At 61.1% G+C, this 18,558-nt stretch carries 19 protein-coding genes and 1 riboswitch; of the genes, 16 read left to right on the top strand and 3 right to left on the bottom strand.

What is annotated here, in order from left to right:
* The first annotated feature begins 15 nt into the window (after nt 1-15).
* The 4 genes from JNO48_06260 to JNO48_06245 are packed head-to-tail and all read left to right on the top strand — an operon-like array spanning nt 16 to nt 3,154.
* Nucleotides 16-702 carry a YggS family pyridoxal phosphate-dependent enzyme gene (locus JNO48_06260; protein ID QTE69498.1) on the top strand — a complete coding sequence of 229 codons (687 nt, stop codon included), beginning with the start codon at nt 16-18 and terminating at the stop codon, nt 700-702.
* 22 nt (nt 703-724) lie between these two features.
* Complete coding sequence (locus JNO48_06255; protein ID QTE69497.1) at nt 725-1,741, top strand: cell division protein SepF; 1,017 nt, start codon at nt 725-727, stop codon at nt 1,739-1,741.
* 26 nt (nt 1,742-1,767) lie between these two features.
* A complete protein-coding gene (locus JNO48_06250; protein QTE69496.1) occupies nt 1,768-2,238 on the top strand; it encodes a DivIVA domain-containing protein in 471 nt (156 codons plus the stop codon).
* 25 nt (nt 2,239-2,263) lie between these two features.
* Nucleotides 2,264-3,154, top strand: a complete 891-nt coding sequence (locus JNO48_06245) for a 2-oxo acid dehydrogenase subunit E2 (GenBank protein QTE69495.1) — start codon at nt 2,264-2,266, stop codon at nt 3,152-3,154.
* Between the two features lie 12 nt (nt 3,155-3,166).
* On the opposite strand, the gene JNO48_06240 is transcribed toward JNO48_06245, so the two are convergent.
* Entirely contained in the window at nt 3,167-4,039 is an 873-nt protein-coding gene (locus JNO48_06240) for a radical SAM protein (protein QTE69494.1), read from the bottom strand.
* A 180-nt stretch (nt 4,040-4,219) separates the two neighbouring features.
* Between JNO48_06240 and JNO48_06235 the strand changes: the two genes are divergently transcribed.
* Both JNO48_06235 and glpK read left to right on the top strand, forming a co-directional pair.
* The gene (locus JNO48_06235; protein QTE69493.1) at nt 4,220-7,123 is read left to right on the top strand and encodes a PQQ-binding-like beta-propeller repeat protein; all 2,904 of its coding nucleotides are present in this window, start codon (nt 4,220-4,222) and stop codon (nt 7,121-7,123) included.
* Between the two features lie 44 nt (nt 7,124-7,167).
* The gene (gene glpK / locus JNO48_06230) at nt 7,168-8,655 is read left to right on the top strand and encodes a glycerol kinase GlpK (GenBank protein ID QTE69492.1); all 1,488 of its coding nucleotides are present in this window, start codon (nt 7,168-7,170) and stop codon (nt 8,653-8,655) included.
* Here glpK and pgsA read toward each other — a convergent pair whose 3' ends face one another.
* A complete protein-coding gene (pgsA, locus tag JNO48_06225; protein ID QTE69491.1) occupies nt 8,656-9,234 on the bottom strand; it encodes a CDP-diacylglycerol--glycerol-3-phosphate 3-phosphatidyltransferase in 579 nt (192 codons plus the stop codon). It lies immediately after the preceding gene.
* Nucleotides 9,235-9,323: 89 nt separating this feature from the next.
* On the opposite strand from pgsA, the gene rph reads away from it, so the two are divergent.
* From rph to metK, 5 genes are all read left to right on the top strand, one after another.
* Nucleotides 9,324-10,649 (top strand): ribonuclease PH, encoded by a 1,326-nt coding sequence (gene rph / locus JNO48_06220; protein ID QTE69490.1) that lies wholly within the window; start codon nt 9,324-9,326, stop codon nt 10,647-10,649.
* Nucleotides 10,650-10,773: 124 nt separating this feature from the next.
* A complete protein-coding gene (locus JNO48_06215) occupies nt 10,774-12,189 on the top strand; it encodes a DUF853 family protein (GenBank protein QTE69489.1) in 1,416 nt (471 codons plus the stop codon).
* A gap of 70 nt (nt 12,190-12,259) precedes the next feature.
* Entirely contained in the window at nt 12,260-13,003 is a 744-nt protein-coding gene (locus tag JNO48_06210; GenBank protein ID QTE69488.1) for a hypothetical protein, read from the top strand.
* A gap of 62 nt (nt 13,004-13,065) precedes the next feature.
* On the top strand, nt 13,066-13,461 hold the full coding sequence (mscL, locus tag JNO48_06205; protein QTE69487.1) for a large conductance mechanosensitive channel protein MscL: 396 nt from the start codon (nt 13,066-13,068) through the stop codon (nt 13,459-13,461).
* 113 nt (nt 13,462-13,574) lie between these two features.
* A riboswitch (SAM riboswitch) is annotated at nt 13,575-13,688 on the top strand.
* An 82-nt stretch (nt 13,689-13,770) separates the two neighbouring features.
* On the top strand, nt 13,771-14,946 hold the full coding sequence (gene metK / locus JNO48_06200) for a methionine adenosyltransferase (GenBank protein ID QTE69486.1): 1,176 nt from the start codon (nt 13,771-13,773) through the stop codon (nt 14,944-14,946).
* Between the two features lie 61 nt (nt 14,947-15,007).
* On the opposite strand, the gene JNO48_06195 is transcribed toward metK, so the two are convergent.
* Nucleotides 15,008-15,580 (bottom strand): phosphate propanoyltransferase, encoded by a 573-nt coding sequence (locus JNO48_06195; protein QTE69485.1) that lies wholly within the window; start codon nt 15,578-15,580, stop codon nt 15,008-15,010.
* 231 nt (nt 15,581-15,811) lie between these two features.
* On the opposite strand from JNO48_06195, the gene rpmH reads away from it, so the two are divergent.
* From rpmH to JNO48_06170, 5 genes are all read left to right on the top strand, one after another.
* Entirely contained in the window at nt 15,812-15,946 is a 135-nt protein-coding gene (gene rpmH / locus JNO48_06190) for a 50S ribosomal protein L34 (protein ID QTE69484.1), read from the top strand.
* A 117-nt stretch (nt 15,947-16,063) separates the two neighbouring features.
* Nucleotides 16,064-16,423: a ribonuclease P protein component gene (rnpA, locus tag JNO48_06185; protein ID QTE69483.1), complete on the top strand. Its 360-nt coding sequence runs from the start codon at nt 16,064-16,066 to the stop codon at nt 16,421-16,423.
* Nucleotides 16,420-16,662 carry a membrane protein insertion efficiency factor YidD gene (gene yidD, locus JNO48_06180; protein ID QTE69482.1) on the top strand — a complete coding sequence of 81 codons (243 nt, stop codon included), beginning with the start codon at nt 16,420-16,422 and terminating at the stop codon, nt 16,660-16,662. The genes rnpA and yidD overlap by 4 nt, the downstream gene beginning before the upstream one ends.
* Before the next feature lie 6 nt (nt 16,663-16,668).
* Nucleotides 16,669-17,661, top strand: coding sequence for a YidC/Oxa1 family membrane protein insertase (locus JNO48_06175; GenBank protein ID QTE69481.1), 993 nt, complete (start codon nt 16,669-16,671; stop codon nt 17,659-17,661).
* Entirely contained in the window at nt 17,658-18,548 is an 891-nt protein-coding gene (locus JNO48_06170) for a protein jag (protein ID QTE69480.1), read from the top strand. The genes JNO48_06175 and JNO48_06170 overlap by 4 nt, the downstream gene beginning before the upstream one ends.
* Nucleotides 18,549-18,558 lie beyond the last annotated feature (10 nt).

Raw genomic sequence — 18,558 nt, 5'->3', positions numbered from 1 at the left:
GACGGGAAATCAACCATGACGGAAGAAGAACTGCTTGAGCGGATTGACCGGATCCGGCGGGAACTGGCGGAAGCATCGGACGGACGGTATCCGGCCCCGAAACTGATCGCCGTAACGAAAACCCATCCGCCCGAGATGATCCTGCCGCTGAAGGCGGCGGGAATTACCGATATCGGGGAAAACCGGGTCCAGGAGCTGCGGGAAAAGCTGCCGCAGCTGGCCGGAAATTTCCGGATCCACCTGATCGGACGGCTGCAGCGGAACAAGGTCCGGCAGATTGTACAGGACGTCTGCATGATCCAGTCGGTGGATTCCGTTCCGCTGGCGGAGGAAATCCATCTCCGCGCGGCCGCGGCCGGTATCCGGATGCCGGTGCTTGTGGAGGTCAGCCCGGCGGGAGAAGCCCAGAAGGGCGGCGTTCCCATCGGGGAAACGGAACACTTTCTGCGGCAGATTGCACCGCTGGACGGAATCCAGGTGCAGGGACTGATGGCGGTAATGCCGCTGACTGAAGACACAGAGCTGCTGGACCGGCTGTTTTCCGGGATGCGGCAGCTGTTCGAACATATCCGGGAAACCGATATTCCCGGAATCCGGATGGAAGAACTGAGCATGGGAATGTCCGGGGATTACCGGATCGCCGCCCGGCACGGAGCGACCATGGTCCGGGTGGGAAGCGCGATATTCGGGCCGCGAGGCTGAAATCAGACAGGAGAGGATCAACATGGTGCTGAATGACTGGAAAGACAAAGTGATGAGCATGCTTTCCCGGAAGGAAGGAACCGGCACACGCCGTCCGGACGGAGGGACGAGCTGCTACCGGCCGCTGAAACGGCGGGCGGCACAGGAACCGGCCATGCAGGGGCAGGAAGCTGACCAGCAGCCCATGACTTACGTCCATACCGGATTTACCGGGATGAATCCGCCGGTTTCCTACGACGGTGTGCAGGATTCCGGCCGGAATCCCGCATTCGGGCAGACGGCTTACGGACAGACAGCCTACGGACAGGCGGCTTATGACCAGACCGCCTGGCAGCCGAACCCCTACGGACAGACCACCGGATACGTGCAGCAGCAGGCCGGTCCGTACAACGCGTTTCCCGGTGACAGCCGGAATACCTTCGGCGCCCAGAACACCTATTTCCAGAACCCGCCGGAGCCGGAAGGACGCACGGCTGCCCGGCCGGAGCGCGGATGGTTCCCGCCGCGGGAAACACCCGCCCCGCAGAACAACATCTCCTATATGCCGGGATTCTCACCCGATGCAGGATCGTCTTTCACCCATGTGGAACATATCATGACCATGACCGGACTCCGGAGCTGCTATGAGGCAATTGCCTGCATGAAGAACGGAGAAACCCTGATTGTAATGATGGACGCCATCGCCAATGAAAGCGAGAGCATGCGCTGCCAGGATATGCTGGCCGGCGCGGCGTTCACGCTGGGCTGCAGCGTCCGGATGCTGCAGGGCGGACGGCTGGTGCTGATCGCACCGGAAGGCGTGAAGGTCCTGCCGGAACAGGCCCAGGTCCAGCCGGAAATGCCGATGTTCACATCCGCGCCGGCTCCCCAGGTCCAGCCGGCGGAACCGGCGCCTGCCCGGCGGGAACGGCGTACCGGCGCCCGGGCAGAGGAATGGAACGCAGCCCGGAACGGCCAGCTGAACAACTATAATCCCTATACCGGAACCATGCCCGTGGCGGCCGGCGCTTACGGCAGCTTTGGCGGGTACGGATATTGATCAACAGCAAGGGAGGATGAAACAGGATGGAAAAGATCACGGTGGATCTGATTGCCCACAAGGAGTTTTCAATTTCTTCCAAGGGATATGACCAGGCAGAGGTGGATAATTTCCTGGATGACATCTGCGAGGAAATGGAGCGGATGGAAAAGGAAATCATGGATCTGCGCCAGAAGACGACTGTCGTTCATCCCGCGGCACCGGCCGCCGCCGGCAGCGTAAACGAGGACCAGGAGAAGAGCTTCCGCGAAGTGCTTCAGATGGCCATGCAGGTGAAGGAAGATACAATCCGGAAGGCAAAGGAAGACGCTGAAGCGATCCGCGCGAAAGCCCAGACGGAAGCGACGGAGCAGCTGGACGGCCTGAGCGACCGGCGGGATGCCCTGAAGAGCGAAATCACAGAGCTGAAGGCTGCCGCGGCCGATTACCGCCAGAAGTTTGAAGCACTGCTGCAGGCGCAGCAGGATGCGCTCGAGAAAGCGACCGACCTGTTCTGACGCGGCATAAAGGAGGCAGCTGACCATGTTCGGACGCAGACCTGACGGAAAACGGGTGCGTGACGTGGACCCGATCGTCCAGGTGACCCCTTACCTGATGCCGATGCGGTGCGATGCCCAGGTATTCCTGGAGCACAAGCTGGATTATGAGATGCTGAGCCGGTATATCGTCCGGAAAGCGCAGGAAGGCCAGAAGGTCACTTTCATGCATCTGATTGCAGCAGCGTACGTCCGTGCGGTCAGCCAGCATCCGGAAGTCAACCGGTTCATCTTCAACAAGCAGTATTTTGCCCGCAACAACTGTTCCATTTCGTTTGCGGTCCTGAAAAACCCGCAGGATCCGGAAAGCCCGGAATCCACGGTGCGGATCCTGTTTGACCCGACGGATACGCTTTTTGATGTGCGGGACCGGATGACGGCTGCGGTGGAAAAATGCCGCGAGGCGAAGGACGATGAGTTCCTGATCAAGCTGGCCAGGTTTGTGCTGGCGGTTCCGGGCTTCACGACTTTCATCGTGGGAGTGGCCCGGCTGCTGGACCGCTACGGCCTGCTGCCGAAATTCCTGATTGACGAGCTGCCGTTCTACAGCGGCCTGTTTATTACCAATAACGCTTCCATCGGCCTGCACCATGTGTGGCACCATATCTATAACTTCGGCAATGTAAGCCTGTTTATGGGCCTGGGCAGCGTGCTGAAGGAAGCGTTTACGGACAGCGAAGGAAAAACCCGCATGCGCCGCCTCCTGCCGATCGGCATGACAGCGGATGAGCGGGTCTGCTCCGGCGCGCATTACGCCGCGTTTTTCGCGGCGGTGATGCACGGCCTGGCGCATCCGGAGGAGCTGGAGATTCCCCCGGAGAGCGTCAAATATGACAAAGGCGTGGAATACCATGTGGAGAAGCTGAACAAGGGCTGACCAGAACCCGGTTCAGACAAAGCTGCTCTCCCGGTTGAAAACCGGAATAAAATCAACATCGGCGGAATCCGGCTCCTGCAGAAAACCCGGGAGCTCAAGGGCCAGCATATGGTCCCGGACCCGCCGATATTCTTTTTCCGAGACTTTCCGGTCCAGGCCCGGGACGGCAACATCGTTGCAGGGGGTATACTGGCGCATCAGGCTGACCGGGGTTCCGGCGGGGAGCGTGTCCCGGATCCAGGTCAGGAGCTTCATGCTTTCCGCCGTGAAACCGGGCAGGATCAGATGGCGCACCAGTACACCGCGGCGCATGATTCCGTCCTCCCCGTATACGGCCGGTCCCGTCTGGCGGCACATCTCCCGCAGGGCGGCGGAGGCGTATTCGAAATAATCCGGCGCACCGGCACACAGCCGGCCGGCGCGGGATGAAAAATGCTTCAGGTCCGGCAGGTAGACATCGATGACGCCGTCCAGCATGCGCAGCGTTTCCACCGTCTCATATCCGGAGGTGTTCCAGACCAGGGGAAGCGGCGGGCGCCACAGCTCCAGCGTATCCAGGATCCGCGGGATGAACGGCGTGGCGGTGATCAGGGAAATGGTATGGACGCCGAGGTCCGTCAGGCGCTTCAGCGCGTCGGAAAGCTCGGCGGGTGAAAAGACACGGCCGGCATTGTGATGGGATATCTCCGCATTCTGGCAGTATACGCAGCGGAGCGTACACCCGGAAAAGAAAACAGCGCCGGTGCCGTTCTGCCCGGAAATGGGCGGTTCTTCCCACAGATGGGGCGCGATCCGGGCAATCCGCATGTCTTCTCCCAGGCCGCAGAAGCCGGGGCGGGAAGCGCGGTCGGCACCGCAGCCGCGGGGGCAGAGTGTACAGGCCATCCGGATCACCTCACCTGATTGCTGGAATACCGCCGCCGGAAAGCCCGGCCCGGGCTGCCGCGGCGGGCTTTCATTATAGAGCCGGCGGGCCAAAAGTGCAAATAAGGTTGAGAAGGAAGGCAGATTCCGGTATAATATACATTGCAAAATTGTTCCGATCACTCAAAGGAGACGACAATCTTGAACGAAGAACGCAATGATCTGAATGAGCTTCCCCGGCGCCGCCGGAGAGTCCGCATCACAGAAGAAGAAAATATGGAAACACCGGTTTCCGCGCAGGATCTGCCGGAAACACCGGCTGCCATGCCCGATTCCGGGGAGACGGTGAAACCGGAAACACGCCCGGAGCATCCGCTGGTACAGGGCGCGGACAGCCGTGTGCCTGCCGAAGCGCGACTGATGAGCGCAGCTCCGTACGGGACTGCGGGCGGCGCTGTGCGCAGCCGCCCCGGAACCCGGCCGATGACCGCGGCCCGGCGTCCGGAGGGAGCGTCCCCCGTGCGGGCGTATCCGCCGGTCCGGGAAACCTACCGCGGAGGAAACAGAACAGAGAACGGGCAGGATACCATTTCCCACCCGCTGGAGGAAATGACTTCCCGTGTGCATGTCGGATACGCACCGGGCCGGATGAGCGAAAGAAACCAGGCGCCGGAAACCGTCCAGACACCGGAGAATGACCGGATGCAGGCGCGGGTCCGGGAGTATCCGGAATACAGTTACGCGGCATCCCGGCCGGCCCGGCAGGAAAGTACCGGACCGGCAGGCGCGGAACAACGGAGGATCACCCCCCTGCATATCCTGGTGACGATCCTGGTGATTGCCGGCCTGGCCCTGACGGCGCTGCTGGTGCTGCCGGCCGGAAGCGGGCTGCGGGAAAAGGCCGCCGCCGCCATCCAGGGCCTGCTGGGCGGAGAAAAACAGGAAGATTCCGGGATTACCGGGTTTAATGTATTCGGAGACCAGGGGCTGACGGCTCCGGCAGACGTCACCTTCTCCATCACCGCCAACAAGAACGTCCGGGACGTCCGGCTGGTGGATGAATCCGGGGAATCACCGGATATTATCGCGACCGGGGAAAACAACGCGGACGAGAACATCTGGACCCTCCGGATGCATGTGGAGAACGGCTATGAGGGCGAACTCCGCCTGCAGGTACTGCGCTCGGAGGAGGCAGGCTGGCAGGATACGGAATTCAACACGGAGGTGCTTGTCCTGACGCCGGCTTTTGCGGAGCCGACGGATCCGGAGGAAAGCGGAACGCAGCCGGAAGCGAACCCGGAGACGGGCGAAACAGCGGAACCGGAAGGACTGACCGGAGAACCGGACGGCCGGACGGAGAGCCCCATGCTGCCGGAGGGGGCGGACGCAGACGGCGTACCGGACGGAACCGATGAGCCGGAACAGCCGGAAGAAACGGGGGAACCGGAAGTGGAAGCAACCGAAACCCCTGCGCCGACCGAGACGCCGGAACCGACGCCCGAACCGACCTCGACACCGGAGCCGACCCCGACCCCGGCGCTGACCGCGGAAGCGGATGAGAAGGCGGCGCCGGGCCTGATCGCGACGACCGTGGTGTATAACGGATCCAAGAAGGTCAAGGAATTCAGCCGGGCGGCCAAGGAAGTGATCCGGATGCCGGCGGGCTGGGATTATGTCAAGAAGGTCCAGATGGGCGTGCTGACGTTCCGCGGGAACGCGTTCCGGACGAACGGGGCGGTCGGGACCGTGGAATCAGCGGATACGCTGCAGCAGATCTGGGAAGTGCAGACCGGCAGCGTCCGGGGAAGCTCACAGACCTATTACGGCACCGAATGGACCGGCCAGCCGGCCATTGTCCAGTGGAGCCGCCAGGTGCGCGAACTGAGCAATATTGATGAATCCAAAAGGTCTGTAAAGAGCCTGAAGGAAGTGATTGTCGCCGGCGCGGACGGCAATATCCGATTCCTGGACCTGGAAGACGGGAACATGACCCGGAACAGCATCAAGCTGGGATATCCGATGCGGGGTACACCGAGCGTGCATCCGGGCGGATTCCCCTACATGAATGTCGGGCAGTATGCCCGGAAGATGAAGGTCAAGACCGGGAAAATCGGCCTCCGCCAGTATAACCTGTATACCCAGAAGGAGCTGACGCTGGTGGACGGCCTCGACGGGACCATGCACCGCGCTTACAATGACGCGGGCAGCTTTGAGACATCCGCCCTGATCGACCGGACCAGCGACTGTGTGGTGACTGCCGGAACAAACGGCATGCTGTACCTGATCAACCTGAACAGCGAGTTTGACTACCTGGTGGGCTCCTACAAGTCCAAACCGAGCACAATCGTGATGATCTCCAAGACCAAGGGGCAGAAGAATGTCCGCACCGCGGTCGAATCCTCCATTGCGATGTATGACAAATACGTGTATTACGCGGACATGGACGGCATCCTCCGGTGCGTGGACACCGACCACCTGGCGCCGGTATGGGCTGTCAATACCGGGGATGCCGTGATGGCTGCGGTCGCACTGGATATGCCGGCGGATGAACAGCTGGACCTGTACACGGCCAACATGCTGGTGAACCGCAAAAGGGGCAGCGCCCAGATCCGGCGGTATGACGCGCTGAGCGGGAAGGAAATCTGGTGCACCGAGATCGGTGTGGCGAAGGACAGCAAGGGCAAGACGGACTCCGGATGCAAGGCGTCTCCCGTGATCGGCGAGAACCGCCTGGACGGCCTGGTCTATTTTACCGTGACCGGCCTGAACGACGACGGGCGGGCGAAGCTGAACGTGAAGGGGGATGCCAAAGCCGCCCTCGCGGCCCTGGACAAGGAGACGGGCAAGATCGTATGGGCATACGGCCTGAGCGACCGGAGCGTATCCTCTCCCATCGCCGTTTATGACGGCGACGGCAACGGACGGATCATCCAGTGCGCCTGGGACGGCAGCATTATCATGGTGGACGGGCTGACCGGGGAACTGGCTGCCCAAATCACGGTTGAGGGAAATATTGAAGCATCTCCGGCGGCGTACAACGACATCATGGTGGTCGGTACGACCGGAAAGGATACGGAACACATCTACGGAATCCGGATTCGTTAACAGGCACACAGACACAGGACCGACGACTGAGAAAGGACATCGCTATGGCTAAGTATCTGGCGGCACTGGACCAGGGAACGACCAGCTCACGGGCTGTGATTTTCACGGAAGACGGACAGATGATTGCCTCGTACAACCGGGAGTTTCCCCAACATTACCCGAAGCCCGGCTGGGTGGAGCATGATCCGCGGGACATCCTGGACACGCAGATCACCAGCCTCCGGGAAGCGGTGAAGCTGAGCGGGGTGGATCCGGGAGAAATCGCCGCGGTCGGAATCACGAACCAGCGGGAGACCACCTTCCTCTGGGACCGGAAGACCGGGGAATGCGTCGGGAATGCCATTGTATGGCAGTGCCGGCGGACATCCCAGATTGTGGATGACCTGGTGAGCCGCGGCTGCAGCAACATGATCCGGGAAAAGACCGGCCTGGTGCCGGATGCCTATTTCTCCGGCACGAAGCTGAAATGGATGCTGGATTACTACAACGTCCGGGACCGGGCGGAGCGGGGAGAGCTGTGCTTCGGCACCGCCGACAGCTTCCTGTGCTGGAACCTGCTGGAAAACCGGCCGCATGTGACGGATGCCACCAATGCCGGCCGGACGATGATGTTCAACCTGCATACCCAGGACTGGGATGACGACCTGCTGGCGCTGCTGGATATTCCGCGGGCCTGCCTGCCGCAGGTGGTGGATTCATCGGGTCCGATCGGCATGCTGGATCCCGCGATCCTGGGAAGGCGCATCCCGGTCACCGGCATGGCCGGGGACCAGCATGCCAGCCTATTCGGACAGGCGTGCTTCCATCCCGGAGACGTGAAAAACACCTACGGCACCGGCTGCTTTATGCTGATGAATACCGGCGATACGCCGGTGCAGAGCCGGAACGGGCTGCTGACCACCATGGCGTGGCGGATCGGGGGGAAACCCGTTTTTGCGCTGGAAGGCAGCGTGTTTATGGGCGGAGCGACCATCCAGTGGCTGCGGGATGAGCTGAAGATCATATCCCACGCGGCGGAAACGGAAGCACTGGCCCAGTCGATCAACAGCACCGGCGGCGTATACCTGGTTCCCGCGTTCACGGGGCTCGGCGCCCCGTGGTGGGACATGTACAGCCGGGGCACCCTGATCGGAATGACCCGGGGAACCGGCCGGCCGCAGATTGTCCGTGCGGCGCTGGAAGCAATCGCCTTCCAGAGCGCGGACCTGATGGACGCCATGGCAAAGGACTGCGGACAGAAGCCGGAACGGCTGCAGGTGGACGGCGGCGCAAGCGCCAATGCGTTCCTGATGCAGTTCCAGGCGGATATCAGCGCAATCCCCGTCGTGCGGCCGAAGGTGCTGGAAACCACGGCGCTGGGAGCGGCCCTGCTGGCCGGACTCGGCGTCGGAATGTACAGCAGCCTTGCGGAAACCGCAGCGGTCTGGCAGAAGGACCTGGAATTTACCCCCAAAATGGACGAAGCCACCCGGCTGATGGAGCTGGGCGGCTGGCATAAGGCAGTGGAACGGAGCCTTGGCTTCGCGAAATGATTATTCCCGGGGCTTTTTCAGGCTCCGCAGGTATTCGGCGGCATAGACGACCATGGCCAGTACGGCCAGGCCGACGGTAATCCACAGCAGGATCAGGTCCAGCCGGGTGCCCCACTCCGCCAGCGGGACATGGAAAAAGGACAGGATCAGCGACAGGATAAAGCAGACCTGCGCGGCCTTGCCGACGATGTTGCTGTAAACGACCACATCCCGGCTGAGCATGAACAGCCCGCCGAGCACCATAACCAGTTCCTTGCAGGCCACCACGATGACGGCGGCCCAGGGGAACACGCCGGTGACGGCCTGGCAGACCAGGGCGGAAAGGACCATGAGCTTATCGGCCAGCGGGTCAAACAGCTTGCCGAAGTCGGTAATCTGGTTCAGTTTCCGGGCCAGGTAGCCGTCGAGCATATCCGTGAGGCTGGCGGCGGCAAAGATTGCAAGCGCTGCGTATTTCGGTTCAGCGGATGTGCGGAAATATACCACAACAAAGACCGGCACCAGCAGGAGCCGGATCATGGTGAGCACGTTCGGAATGGTCCATACATGGGAGAAGAGTTTACGGACTTTGTCCTTCAAGGCAGGTCAGCTTCTTTCAGATGTTATCCATGACTATTTCTCCGCATAAGGGGAGAAATCCTTTTTTGCGGACAGGGAGGAAAAGGAATATGAGAGCGGACGGAAGACAGCTGGATGAGAAACGGCCGGTTACGATTGAGACGGATTTTGTGCGCACGGCGTACGGCAGCTGCCTGATTGCCACGGGAAACACCCGGGTGATCTGCACGGCCAGCGTGGAGGAAACGGTCCCGCCGTTCCTCCGGGACAAGGGGCAGGGATGGATTACGGCGGAATACGCGATGCTCCCGGCTTCCACCACGGAGCGCAAAAAGCGGGACGGCATCAAGAAGGACGGCCGCAGCGTGGAGATCCAGCGGCTGATCGGCAGGTCCCTGCGCCAGGCAGTGGACCTGAAAGCGCTCGGTGAACGCACGATTACGCTGGACTGCGACGTACTGGAAGCGGACGGCGGAACGCGGACCGCGTCCATTACCGGCGCCATGGTGGCGCTGACCTGCGCCGTGGACCGGCTGATCCGGGAGAAGAAGCTGCTGGCCAGCCCGATTGTCCACCAGGTGGCGGCCATCAGTGCGGGAATCGTGGATGATATTCCGTGCCTGGACCTGTGCTACCGGGAAGACAGCAGCGCGCAGGTGGATATGAATATCGTGATGAACGAGCAGAAGGAGTTTATCGAGCTGCAGGGGACCGGTGAAGGCCGCGCTTTCAGTCATGATGAAATGGAAATGCTGACCGGGTACGGCATCAAGGGAATCGCCGAGCTGATGCAGGCGCAGCGGGATGCGCTCGGGGAGCGGGCACGCCATATCGCGCCGAAGCCGGTGCTGGTTGCCGCGACCGGGAATGAACATAAGCTGCGGGAGCTGCAGGAGATGTTCCGCGACTACTATACGCTGGTCCCTATGACAGCTGCCGGGTTCTGCGGGCCGATTGACGAAAACGCGGATACGTTTGCCGGCAACGCGGCTATCAAGGCGGAAGCGGTCTGTGAGGCGACCGGCCTGCCGGCCATCGGAGACGACAGCGGCCTCTGTGTGGACGCGCTGGACGGGGAACCGGGCGTGCTCAGCGCGCGGTATGCCGGAGAACACGGAAACGATGAGGCCAATAACGACCTGCTCCTGAGCCGGATGGAAGGCCGGGAAGACCGCGCGGCGCAGTTTGTGTGCGCGCTGGCGCTGAAGCTGCCGGGCCGCGAAACGCTGATAGCGGAGGGCTCCTGCCCCGGCGTGATCCTTTACCGGCGGCAGGGAACCGGTGGATTCGGGTATGATCCGCTGTTCCTGTACGAGCCGATGAACAAGACCTATGCCGAGATGAACGCAGAGGAGAAAAACGCCGTCAGCCACCGGGCAAAAGCCAGTGAAAAAATGCGGCAGATCATGGCGGAAATCTGCGGGCAGGGAAACTGATTTCCGGGAGGTCCGGAAAACCAGAAACAGTACATCCTGAAACGGCGGAAAGCTTGACGAAACAAAGGAAAGCATGTAGAATATCTGAAAGATAAAAAGGCAAAGATCCATTGGGGGAACGCAGATGCTTCATGAAGGAAAAATCTGGGTTGGCACAGCGGGAGAGACCCCGGTTTATCTGCTTCCGGGCATGGCGAACCGGCATGGGCTGATTGCCGGCGCGACGGGTACGGGCAAAACCGTTTCCCTCAAGGTCCTGGCGGAGAGCTTTTCCGACATGGGCGTTCCGGTGTTCCTGAGCGATATCAAGAGCGACCTGAGCGGTATGGTGCTGTCCGGGGATCCCACCGAGGCGATTGAAAAGCGGCTGGACAAGTGCCATGTGCCCGCCGGGGAGTTTGAATTCAAGAATTACCCAACCGTCTTCTGGGACGTGTACGGAGAACAGGGGCATCCGATCCGCGCGACGGTGGAAAAGATGGGCCCCCTGCTGCTGAGCCGGATGCTTTCCCTGAACGAGACGCAGAGCGGCGTGATGAACATCCTGTTCCGCGTGGCCCGCGATATCGGACAGAAGCTGACGGATATCCTGGACCTGAAACGCATGCTGGTCTATATCGGCGAGCACGCCAAGGAACTGACCCTGCATTACGGCAACGTCTCCTCTGCCAGCGTCGGCGCGATCCAGCGCGCGGTGGCGGTCCTGGAGGACCAGGGCGGGGACACTTTCTTCGGGGAGCCGGCCATTGATATTGAGGACTGGTTCGGACCAGCCGCAAACGGGCAGGGGACCATCAACATCCTCTCTGCCGACCGGCTGTTCAACAATCCCACGATGTATTCCACCTTCCTGCTGTGGATGCTGACAGAGCTTTATGATTACCTTCCCGAACGGGGAGATGCCGATAAACCGCTGATCGTTTTCTTCTTCGATGAAGCGCACCTGCTGTTCAACAACTGCGGGCGGGCCCTGATGGAGAAGATCGAGCAGGTGGTCCGCCTGATCCGGTCCAAGGGCGTGGGGGTCTACTTTATCACCCAGAGCCCCGCGGATATTCCCATGACCATCCTGGGCCAGCTGGGAAACCGGATCCAGCACGCCCTCCGGGCCTACACACCGCTGGACCAGAAAGCGGTGAAGGTCGCCGCCCAGACGTTCCGGACGAATCCGTCCTTTGATACAGAAGAAGCGATTACGACCCTGAAGACAGGGGAGGCGCTGGTCTCATTCCTGGATGAGCACGGAGCCCCGGGCGTGGTTGAGCGGGCAATCATTCTACCCCCGCAGAGTTATATGGGCGCGATCTCAGGCGAGATCCGCACCCAGGTGATCGGAGCCAGTCCGTTCAAGGGCAAGTACGATCCTCCTGCCGCCCCGGCCGGGGTGCAGGGACAGGTTCAGCCGGCGGGAACCATTCCCGCCGCCCCGCAGCAGGCGCCGCAGTTCTATCTGGTAAACGGCATCCTGTGGCGGGTGAACTACGTCAATCCGACGGCGTACATTACCGTGAACGGCACGCTGCTTCCGGTCTCCCGCTGAGCATTCCCCGCAGTCACTGTTTCCCCCACGACCCCTCTCACGGCGCAGGTGAGCACCGTGCAAGCAGAACATGGCACAGACATTCAAGGTATTTGACCCCGCAACCGGAACGTATGTGGAAAAGCAGATCGAAGGCATGACTGCCCCGGCGGAAGCCGTCCAGGCGGCAGCCGAAGCCGCGCAGCCGGTTATCCAGGCTGTGGAACAGGCCGCGCAGCCGGTTGTCCAGGCAGTGGAGCAGGCGGCCCAGCCCGTGGTGCAGGCCGTGCAGCAGGCCGCTGAGCCGGTGGTCCAGGCCGTGCAGCAGGCCGCCCAGCCGGTTGTCCAGGCGGTCCAGCAGGCCGCGCAGCCTGTGGTCCAGGCGGTGCAGGGCATCGTCCAGCCCGGACAGACGGTTCCGACGATCCAGGTGCAGCCCCAGCTGCAGCAGATGCCCGTTATGGTGCAGGATCCCGTGACCGGCCAGCTGGTCCAGCAGATGATGACCGTCCAGTATGACGCCGCCACCGGAACCTATACGCCCGTTGCGGCACAGCCCCAGGTTGTGACGGATCCCAAGGTCCTTGCCGAGCAGCAGAAGGCCGCCGAAAAGGCTGCCCGTGAAGCTGCCCGCCAGGCGAAGGAAGAGGAAGCGGCTGCCCGCCGCGCCCGCGCTGATGAGCTGCGGGAAGAAGCCGCCGAGCGCGCCCGCCGGAATGACTCGGTTGCCGGCCGCGTGAAGAACACCGCGATCTCCACGGCGACCCGCCAGATCGTAACCAACATCACGAAGAACCTGACCAAGGTGATCAGCGGCCTCTTCGGCAAAAAGTAACCAACGGGATCCGCGGATCCGCAGGATCCGTAAAACAATTACAACAATGGAGGGTACAGGTTATGAAGAAGTTTCTGAAGGAGTTCAAGGATTTTGCAATCAAGGGTAATTTCCTCGACATGGCCGTGGCCGTGGTCCTGGGCGGCGCGTTCAGCAAGGTTGTCAACGCCGTGATCGAAATCTTCCTGACCCCGATCCTTGAGAACATCAAGATTGCCAATGAAGGCCAGGCCGGCTGGCTGACCGGTGTCGTGAACTTCGTCGCGATCCTGATTGAGTTCCTGGTGATCGCACTGGTGCTGTTCCTGATCGTCAAGGCTTTCAACAAGGCCAAGGAACTGAAGAAGAAGGAAGAAGCCGCCGCGGAACCGACCACCAAGAAGTGCCCCTTCTGCCAGAGCGAGATCGATATCAAGGCGACCCGCTGCCCGCACTGCACCAGCGAGCTGAAGGAATAAGCCCGCTCCGGGTACAGGACAGAGCCGTTTCCCTTTCGGGACGGCTCTTTTCCTTTTCCTCAAAAACAGGCATTGACAAACCGATCACGAGCCTGTAATATATGTCCGCAAAACCCTTATCACGAGTGACCGAGGGAAGGGCCCGATGACGTCACGGCAACCGGCGGAAGCAAGGTGCCAAATCCCCCAGCGTGCACACCCGGAAACGGAACGCTGACAGATAAGGACAATCAGTACCGATTGATTCCCGTCTGGCTTGTGTGCGAGCCAGGCGGTTTTTTTGCGAATATCAGATGGAGGCGATTCAAGATGCGCAGACTGTTTACTTCCGAATCCGTCACTGAAGGACATCCCGACAAGCTGTGCGACCAGATCTCCGATGCCGTGCTGGACGCGATCCTGGCCCAGGATCCCGCTGCCCGCGTGGCATGCGAGACGTTCGCAACTACCGGGATGATTACCGTGATGGGTGAGATCACGACGTCCACATATGTGGACATTCCCGCCATCGTCCGCAAAACCGTGACGGACATCGGCTACGACAGCCCGGAGAAATCCTTCAACGGCAACACCTGTGCCGTGATGACCGCGATTCACGAGCAGAGCCCGGATATCGCCATGGGCGTAAACGACGCGCTGGAAACCCGGAGCACGGACGGTGAGGCCGATACCGGCGCGGGCGACCAGGGAATGATGTTCGGCTATGCCTGCAATGAGACCCCGGAGAAAATGCCGCTTCCGATCGCCCTGAGCCACCGGCTGGCCCGGCGGCTGGCCGAGGTGCGGAAGCAGGGAATCCTGCCCTTCCTGTATCCGGACGGAAAAACCCAGGTGACCGTTGAATACATCGACGGAAAACCCGCGGCGGTGGACACGGTGGTGGTTTCAACCCAGCACGCGGCGGACGCGACCCAGGAGCAGATCCGGGAAGGCGTGATCGCGGAAGTGATCCGGCCGATTATCCCGGCGGAGCTCCTGACGGAGAAGACCCGCATCCTGGTGAACCCGACGGGACGGTTCGTCATCGGCGGACCGGCCGGGGATACCGGACTGACCGGCCGGAAGATCATTGTGGACACCTACGGCGGATCCGCCCCCCACGGCGGCGGCTGCTTCAGCGGCAAGGACCCGACCAAGGTGGACCGCAGCGCGGCCTATGCAGCCCGTTACGCCGCGAAGAACATTGTGGCGGCGGGACTTGCGGACCGCTGCCAGATCCAGCTGGCCTACGCCATCGGCGTGGCGGAGCCGGTGTCGGTGCTGGTGGATACCTTCGGAACCGGGAAGCTGGATGATGAAAAGCTGGCGGAGATTGTGAGCCGCGTGTTTGATTTCCGCCCGGCAGAAATTATCCGGAAGCTCAACCTTCGCCGGCCGATTTACCGGCAGACGGCTTCATACGGCCATTTCGGCCGGACGGATATCGACCTGCCGTGGGAGAAGGAAGATATGACGGATGTCCTGAAGGCGGCCGCCGGCGTCTGAAAACCGAAACAATGAAAAATCCCCGGAGCCTTCGCTCCGGGGATTCTGATTTCCGGCGGGATTATTTGATCAGCTCGCCCATGGTGCCGTTGACGGCGCAGGCGGCATTGCTCTCGTCGGTGTCGATATGCATGGCCAGGGAGAATTTTTCGCTGACGCGGACCACGACATCACCGAAGACCAGGGCACGGCCGTTGGTGTCCACCTTGACGGACACGACGTCCTTGTCCTTCACGCCGAATTCCGCGGCATCCGCGGGGGTCATGTGGATGTGGCGCTTCGCGGCGATCACGCCTTCAGCGACTTCCACTTCACCGGCCGGGCCGACCAGCTTGCAGGCGCCGGAGCCGGCGATGTCACCGGATTCACGTACGGGCGCGGTGACGCCGATGGAACGGGCATCCGTCAGGGAAAGCTCCACCTGGGTCGCGGGACGGACGGGCCCGAGGATACGGACGCGCTTCAGCGTGTTCTTGGGGCCGACCACATCGACCTGCTCCTCGCTGGCGAACTGGCCGGGCTGGGACAGCCAGCTCTTGACCGTCAGCTCATGGCCGGCGCCGAAGAGGGCTTCGAGATCTTCTTTTGTCACATGCACGTGACGGGCGGAGGTTTCAACCAGAATCTGCTTCATGAGAGAGTTACCCCTTCCTTTGATAATAACGGGTTCCCCGGACCGCCCGGCCTGCTGCCGGAACGGGATTCGGCGGAACCGGCTTCATACCCAACAATTTATTATATGACCAGAAGAGATGAAAAATCAAGCTTGACAAGCATAAACCGCTTCGATATACTATAAAGGCTGTTCTGTAAATCTTCGGGGCAGCAGGCCCTGAAGAATGTCGATCAATGAGGAGTGTTCAAAATGTTTCGTACTTATCAGCCCAAGAAGCGTCAGCGCAATAAGGTCCACGGTTTCCGCGCCCGCATGGCGACCCGGAACGGCCGTCGTGTTCTGGCTGCGCGCCGCCGCCGCGGCCGCAAGGAGCTGACGGTCTGATTTCAGCACCGGAAAGCTGACTTCATTTAAGCAAGGATGAGGCCCGCCCGTTTTTCGAACCGGGCGGGCTTTTCCGCTATATGGATCATCCGCAGAAAGCGGAAGGAATTGGAAAGCATGGAAAGATGCTATCGGCTGCAAAAGAACCGGGCGTTTCAGTATGTCTACCGCAAGGGGCATAGCTGCGCCTGCCGGAACCTGGTTCTGCTCCTGGCCCCCGGCCGGGAGAAGAAGGTCGGTTTTTCCGTCAGCAAGAAAGTGGGCAACGCCGTGACCCGGAACAAGGTCAAGCGCCGCCTGCGGGAATGCTTCCGGCCCCACCTGGGGGATGTGAAAAACGGGCTGTACGTCATTGTCGCCAGGCCTGCGGCCGCCGAGGCCACCTTTGACACGCTGCGGAAGGATGTCGTGTATCTGCTGAAAAAGCAGCAGGCATTCCTTCATGAACAGGGAACAGAAGGGAATCGCGCCAGATGAGAAAGCTCATGCTCGCCATGATCCGCTTTTACCGCCGGAACCTGAGCCGCCGGAAAAAGCACCCGACCTGCCGGTATATCCCGACCTGCTCCGAGTATGCCGTGACCGCCATCGAACGGTACGGCGCACTGAAGGGCGGGCGGATGGCCGCGTGGAGGCTGCTGCGGTGCAACCCGTTCAGCAAGGGCGGTTACGACCCGGTACCGGAGGATCCGAATACCACCTTAAGGAGGGAATAATCCGGAATGAACCAATTTCTCTACAACTTCCTGGCCTGGATCAACAGCTGGGTCGGGAGCTGGGGCATCGCCATGATCGTATTTACCGTACTGGTCCGGCTGGTGCTTTCTCCCCTGGACTTCAAAAGCCGTGTCAGCATGCGGAAAACCACCAAGCTGCAGCCGCAGCTTCAGGCCCTGCAGAAGAAGTACGCCAATGACAAGGACAAGCTGAATGCCAAGACTGCCGAACTGTACAAAAAGGAACATATCAACCCGCTGTCCAGCTGCCTGCCGCTGCTGCTGACCTGGCCGATCCTGATCGCCGTGTTCGGCGCGATGCGCATGGCCGCCAACGAGCAGCTGCTGATCCAGCTGGGCCAGATCCTGCAGGGAAAGGAACCGGCGCTGGAGCCGTTCCTGTGGATCAGGAACCTGTGGATGCCGGACAACATTTTCAATACCGCGTATCCGGATGTGAACACCCTGCGCATTATTCCCACCGACCAGTGGCTGCCCTGGTTCCAGAGACTGTCGGAATCCGGACTGCCGGCGATGCTGCAGGACCTGAACCTGACGGAAGCCAGCTTTGAGGGCTCCGCCCTGGGCGCGACGGTCCAGAGCATTGTGGATGTGATGAAGGCCCAGGTGCCGTTCTACGCAAAAGCCGTGGCCAATACACCCTACAGCGTTCCGCTGCTGGGAACCATTCCGGTGATGTACAACGGTTACCTGCTGCTGCCGATCCTGTCTGCCGTCAGCCAGATCGTGATGACCAAGGTCATGTCCGGCAACCAGCCGCAGCAGCCGGCCGCGAACGGCCAGCCGAACACCGGCAAGTTCATGCAGTGGTTCTTCCCCATCTTCTCCCTGTGGATCTGCCTGGGCTACAGCGCCGCGTTCGCCCTGTACTGGGTGGCCGGCAACCTGGTGAGCATGGGCCAGACCCTGATTATCAACAAGATCCTTGACAACCGCGAAAAACAGGCCGTGCTGGCCGGAGAGGGGACCGTCAAATGAAACAGTATGAAGCTTCCGCCCGGACCGTGGAAGAGGCGATTGAACTCGGCCTGCAGGAACTGGGCGTATCCATCGGTGATGTGGATGTTCGTGTCGTGGAAGAAGGCAGCAAGGGCCTGTTCGGCCTGTTCGGATCCCGGATGGCCAAGGTGTGCCTGACCGTGAAGGCTTCCGAGGAGGATCCGCTGGGCAACCTGCTGGAAGAAAAGAAACCCGCGAAGAAGCCGGCGGAAAAACCCGCTGAAAAGAAGGAAGCGGCGAAGAAACCCGCCGAAAAGAAGGAAGCGGCGAAAAAGCCCGTCCCCAAACAGGAAAAGAAGGAAAAGCCCGCGGAGAAGCCTGCCGCGGAGAAGGCTGAACCGGCGGAGAATCCGGAACCCCGGACGCTGGAAAAGCCGGAAGTGACTATGATCGCCGCGGAGAACCTGGATCCGGAAAGCCCGGCCGGGATTGCGAAGGCGTTCCTCGGGGAACTGACCAAGCTGATGGGCGTGGACGTGACCATTGATATGGGCACGGACGCCGAGGGCAACGTGTACGGATTCATCAACGGCGATACCCTGGGCATCCTGATCGGCCGCCGCGGCGAGACGCTGGACGCGCTGCAGTACCTCACCAGCCTGAAGGTGAACCGCGGCCGTGACAGCTATACCCGCGTGACCCTGGATACGGAAAACTACCGCGCCAAGCGTGAGGATACCCTGATCCGCCTGGCGAACCGGATGGCGAACCGCGCGCTGCGCACGGGCCGGAAGGTTTCCCTGGAGCCCATGAATCCCTATGAACGGCGGATTATCCACTTTGCTCTGCAGCAGAACGAGGGTGTGACCACCCATTCCGAAGGCGACGAACCGAACCGCCATGTGGTGATTACCCACAAGAAATAACGGAGGCGAA

The organism is Clostridiales bacterium, assembly GCA_017569285.1.
Taxonomy (GTDB): Bacteria; Bacillota; Clostridia; order Christensenellales; family Aristaeellaceae; genus Aristaeella.
The sequence above is the reverse complement of the archived record's forward strand: the minus strand, read 5'-3'. Positions and strand labels throughout refer to the sequence as shown.

Bases quoted from the DNA above. Each gene is read 5' to 3' on its own strand.
- JNO48_06260 (QTE69498.1), top strand. From the start codon at position 16: ATGACGGAAGAAGAACTGCTTGAGCGGATTGACCGGATCCGGCGGGAA.
- JNO48_06255 (QTE69497.1), top strand. From the start codon at position 725: ATGGTGCTGAATGACTGGAAAGACAAAGTGATGAGCATGCTTTCCCGG.
- JNO48_06250 (QTE69496.1), top strand. From the start codon at position 1,768: ATGGAAAAGATCACGGTGGATCTGATTGCCCACAAGGAGTTTTCAATT.
- JNO48_06245 (QTE69495.1), top strand. From the start codon at position 2,264: ATGTTCGGACGCAGACCTGACGGAAAACGGGTGCGTGACGTGGACCCG.
- JNO48_06240 (QTE69494.1), bottom strand. From the start codon at position 4,039: ATGGCCTGTACACTCTGCCCCCGCGGCTGCGGTGCCGACCGCGCTTCC.
- glpK (QTE69492.1), top strand. From the start codon at position 7,168: ATGGCTAAGTATCTGGCGGCACTGGACCAGGGAACGACCAGCTCACGG.
- rph (QTE69490.1), top strand. From the start codon at position 9,324: ATGAGAGCGGACGGAAGACAGCTGGATGAGAAACGGCCGGTTACGATT.
- JNO48_06215 (QTE69489.1), top strand. From the start codon at position 10,774: ATGCTTCATGAAGGAAAAATCTGGGTTGGCACAGCGGGAGAGACCCCG.
- JNO48_06210 (QTE69488.1), top strand. From the start codon at position 12,260: ATGGCACAGACATTCAAGGTATTTGACCCCGCAACCGGAACGTATGTG.
- mscL (QTE69487.1), top strand. From the start codon at position 13,066: ATGAAGAAGTTTCTGAAGGAGTTCAAGGATTTTGCAATCAAGGGTAAT.
- metK (QTE69486.1), top strand. From the start codon at position 13,771: ATGCGCAGACTGTTTACTTCCGAATCCGTCACTGAAGGACATCCCGAC.
- JNO48_06195 (QTE69485.1), bottom strand. From the start codon at position 15,580: ATGAAGCAGATTCTGGTTGAAACCTCCGCCCGTCACGTGCATGTGACA.
- rpmH (QTE69484.1), top strand. From the start codon at position 15,812: ATGTTTCGTACTTATCAGCCCAAGAAGCGTCAGCGCAATAAGGTCCAC.
- rnpA (QTE69483.1), top strand. From the start codon at position 16,064: ATGGAAAGATGCTATCGGCTGCAAAAGAACCGGGCGTTTCAGTATGTC.
- yidD (QTE69482.1), top strand. From the start codon at position 16,420: ATGAGAAAGCTCATGCTCGCCATGATCCGCTTTTACCGCCGGAACCTG.
- JNO48_06175 (QTE69481.1), top strand. From the start codon at position 16,669: ATGAACCAATTTCTCTACAACTTCCTGGCCTGGATCAACAGCTGGGTC.
- JNO48_06170 (QTE69480.1), top strand. From the start codon at position 17,658: ATGAAACAGTATGAAGCTTCCGCCCGGACCGTGGAAGAGGCGATTGAA.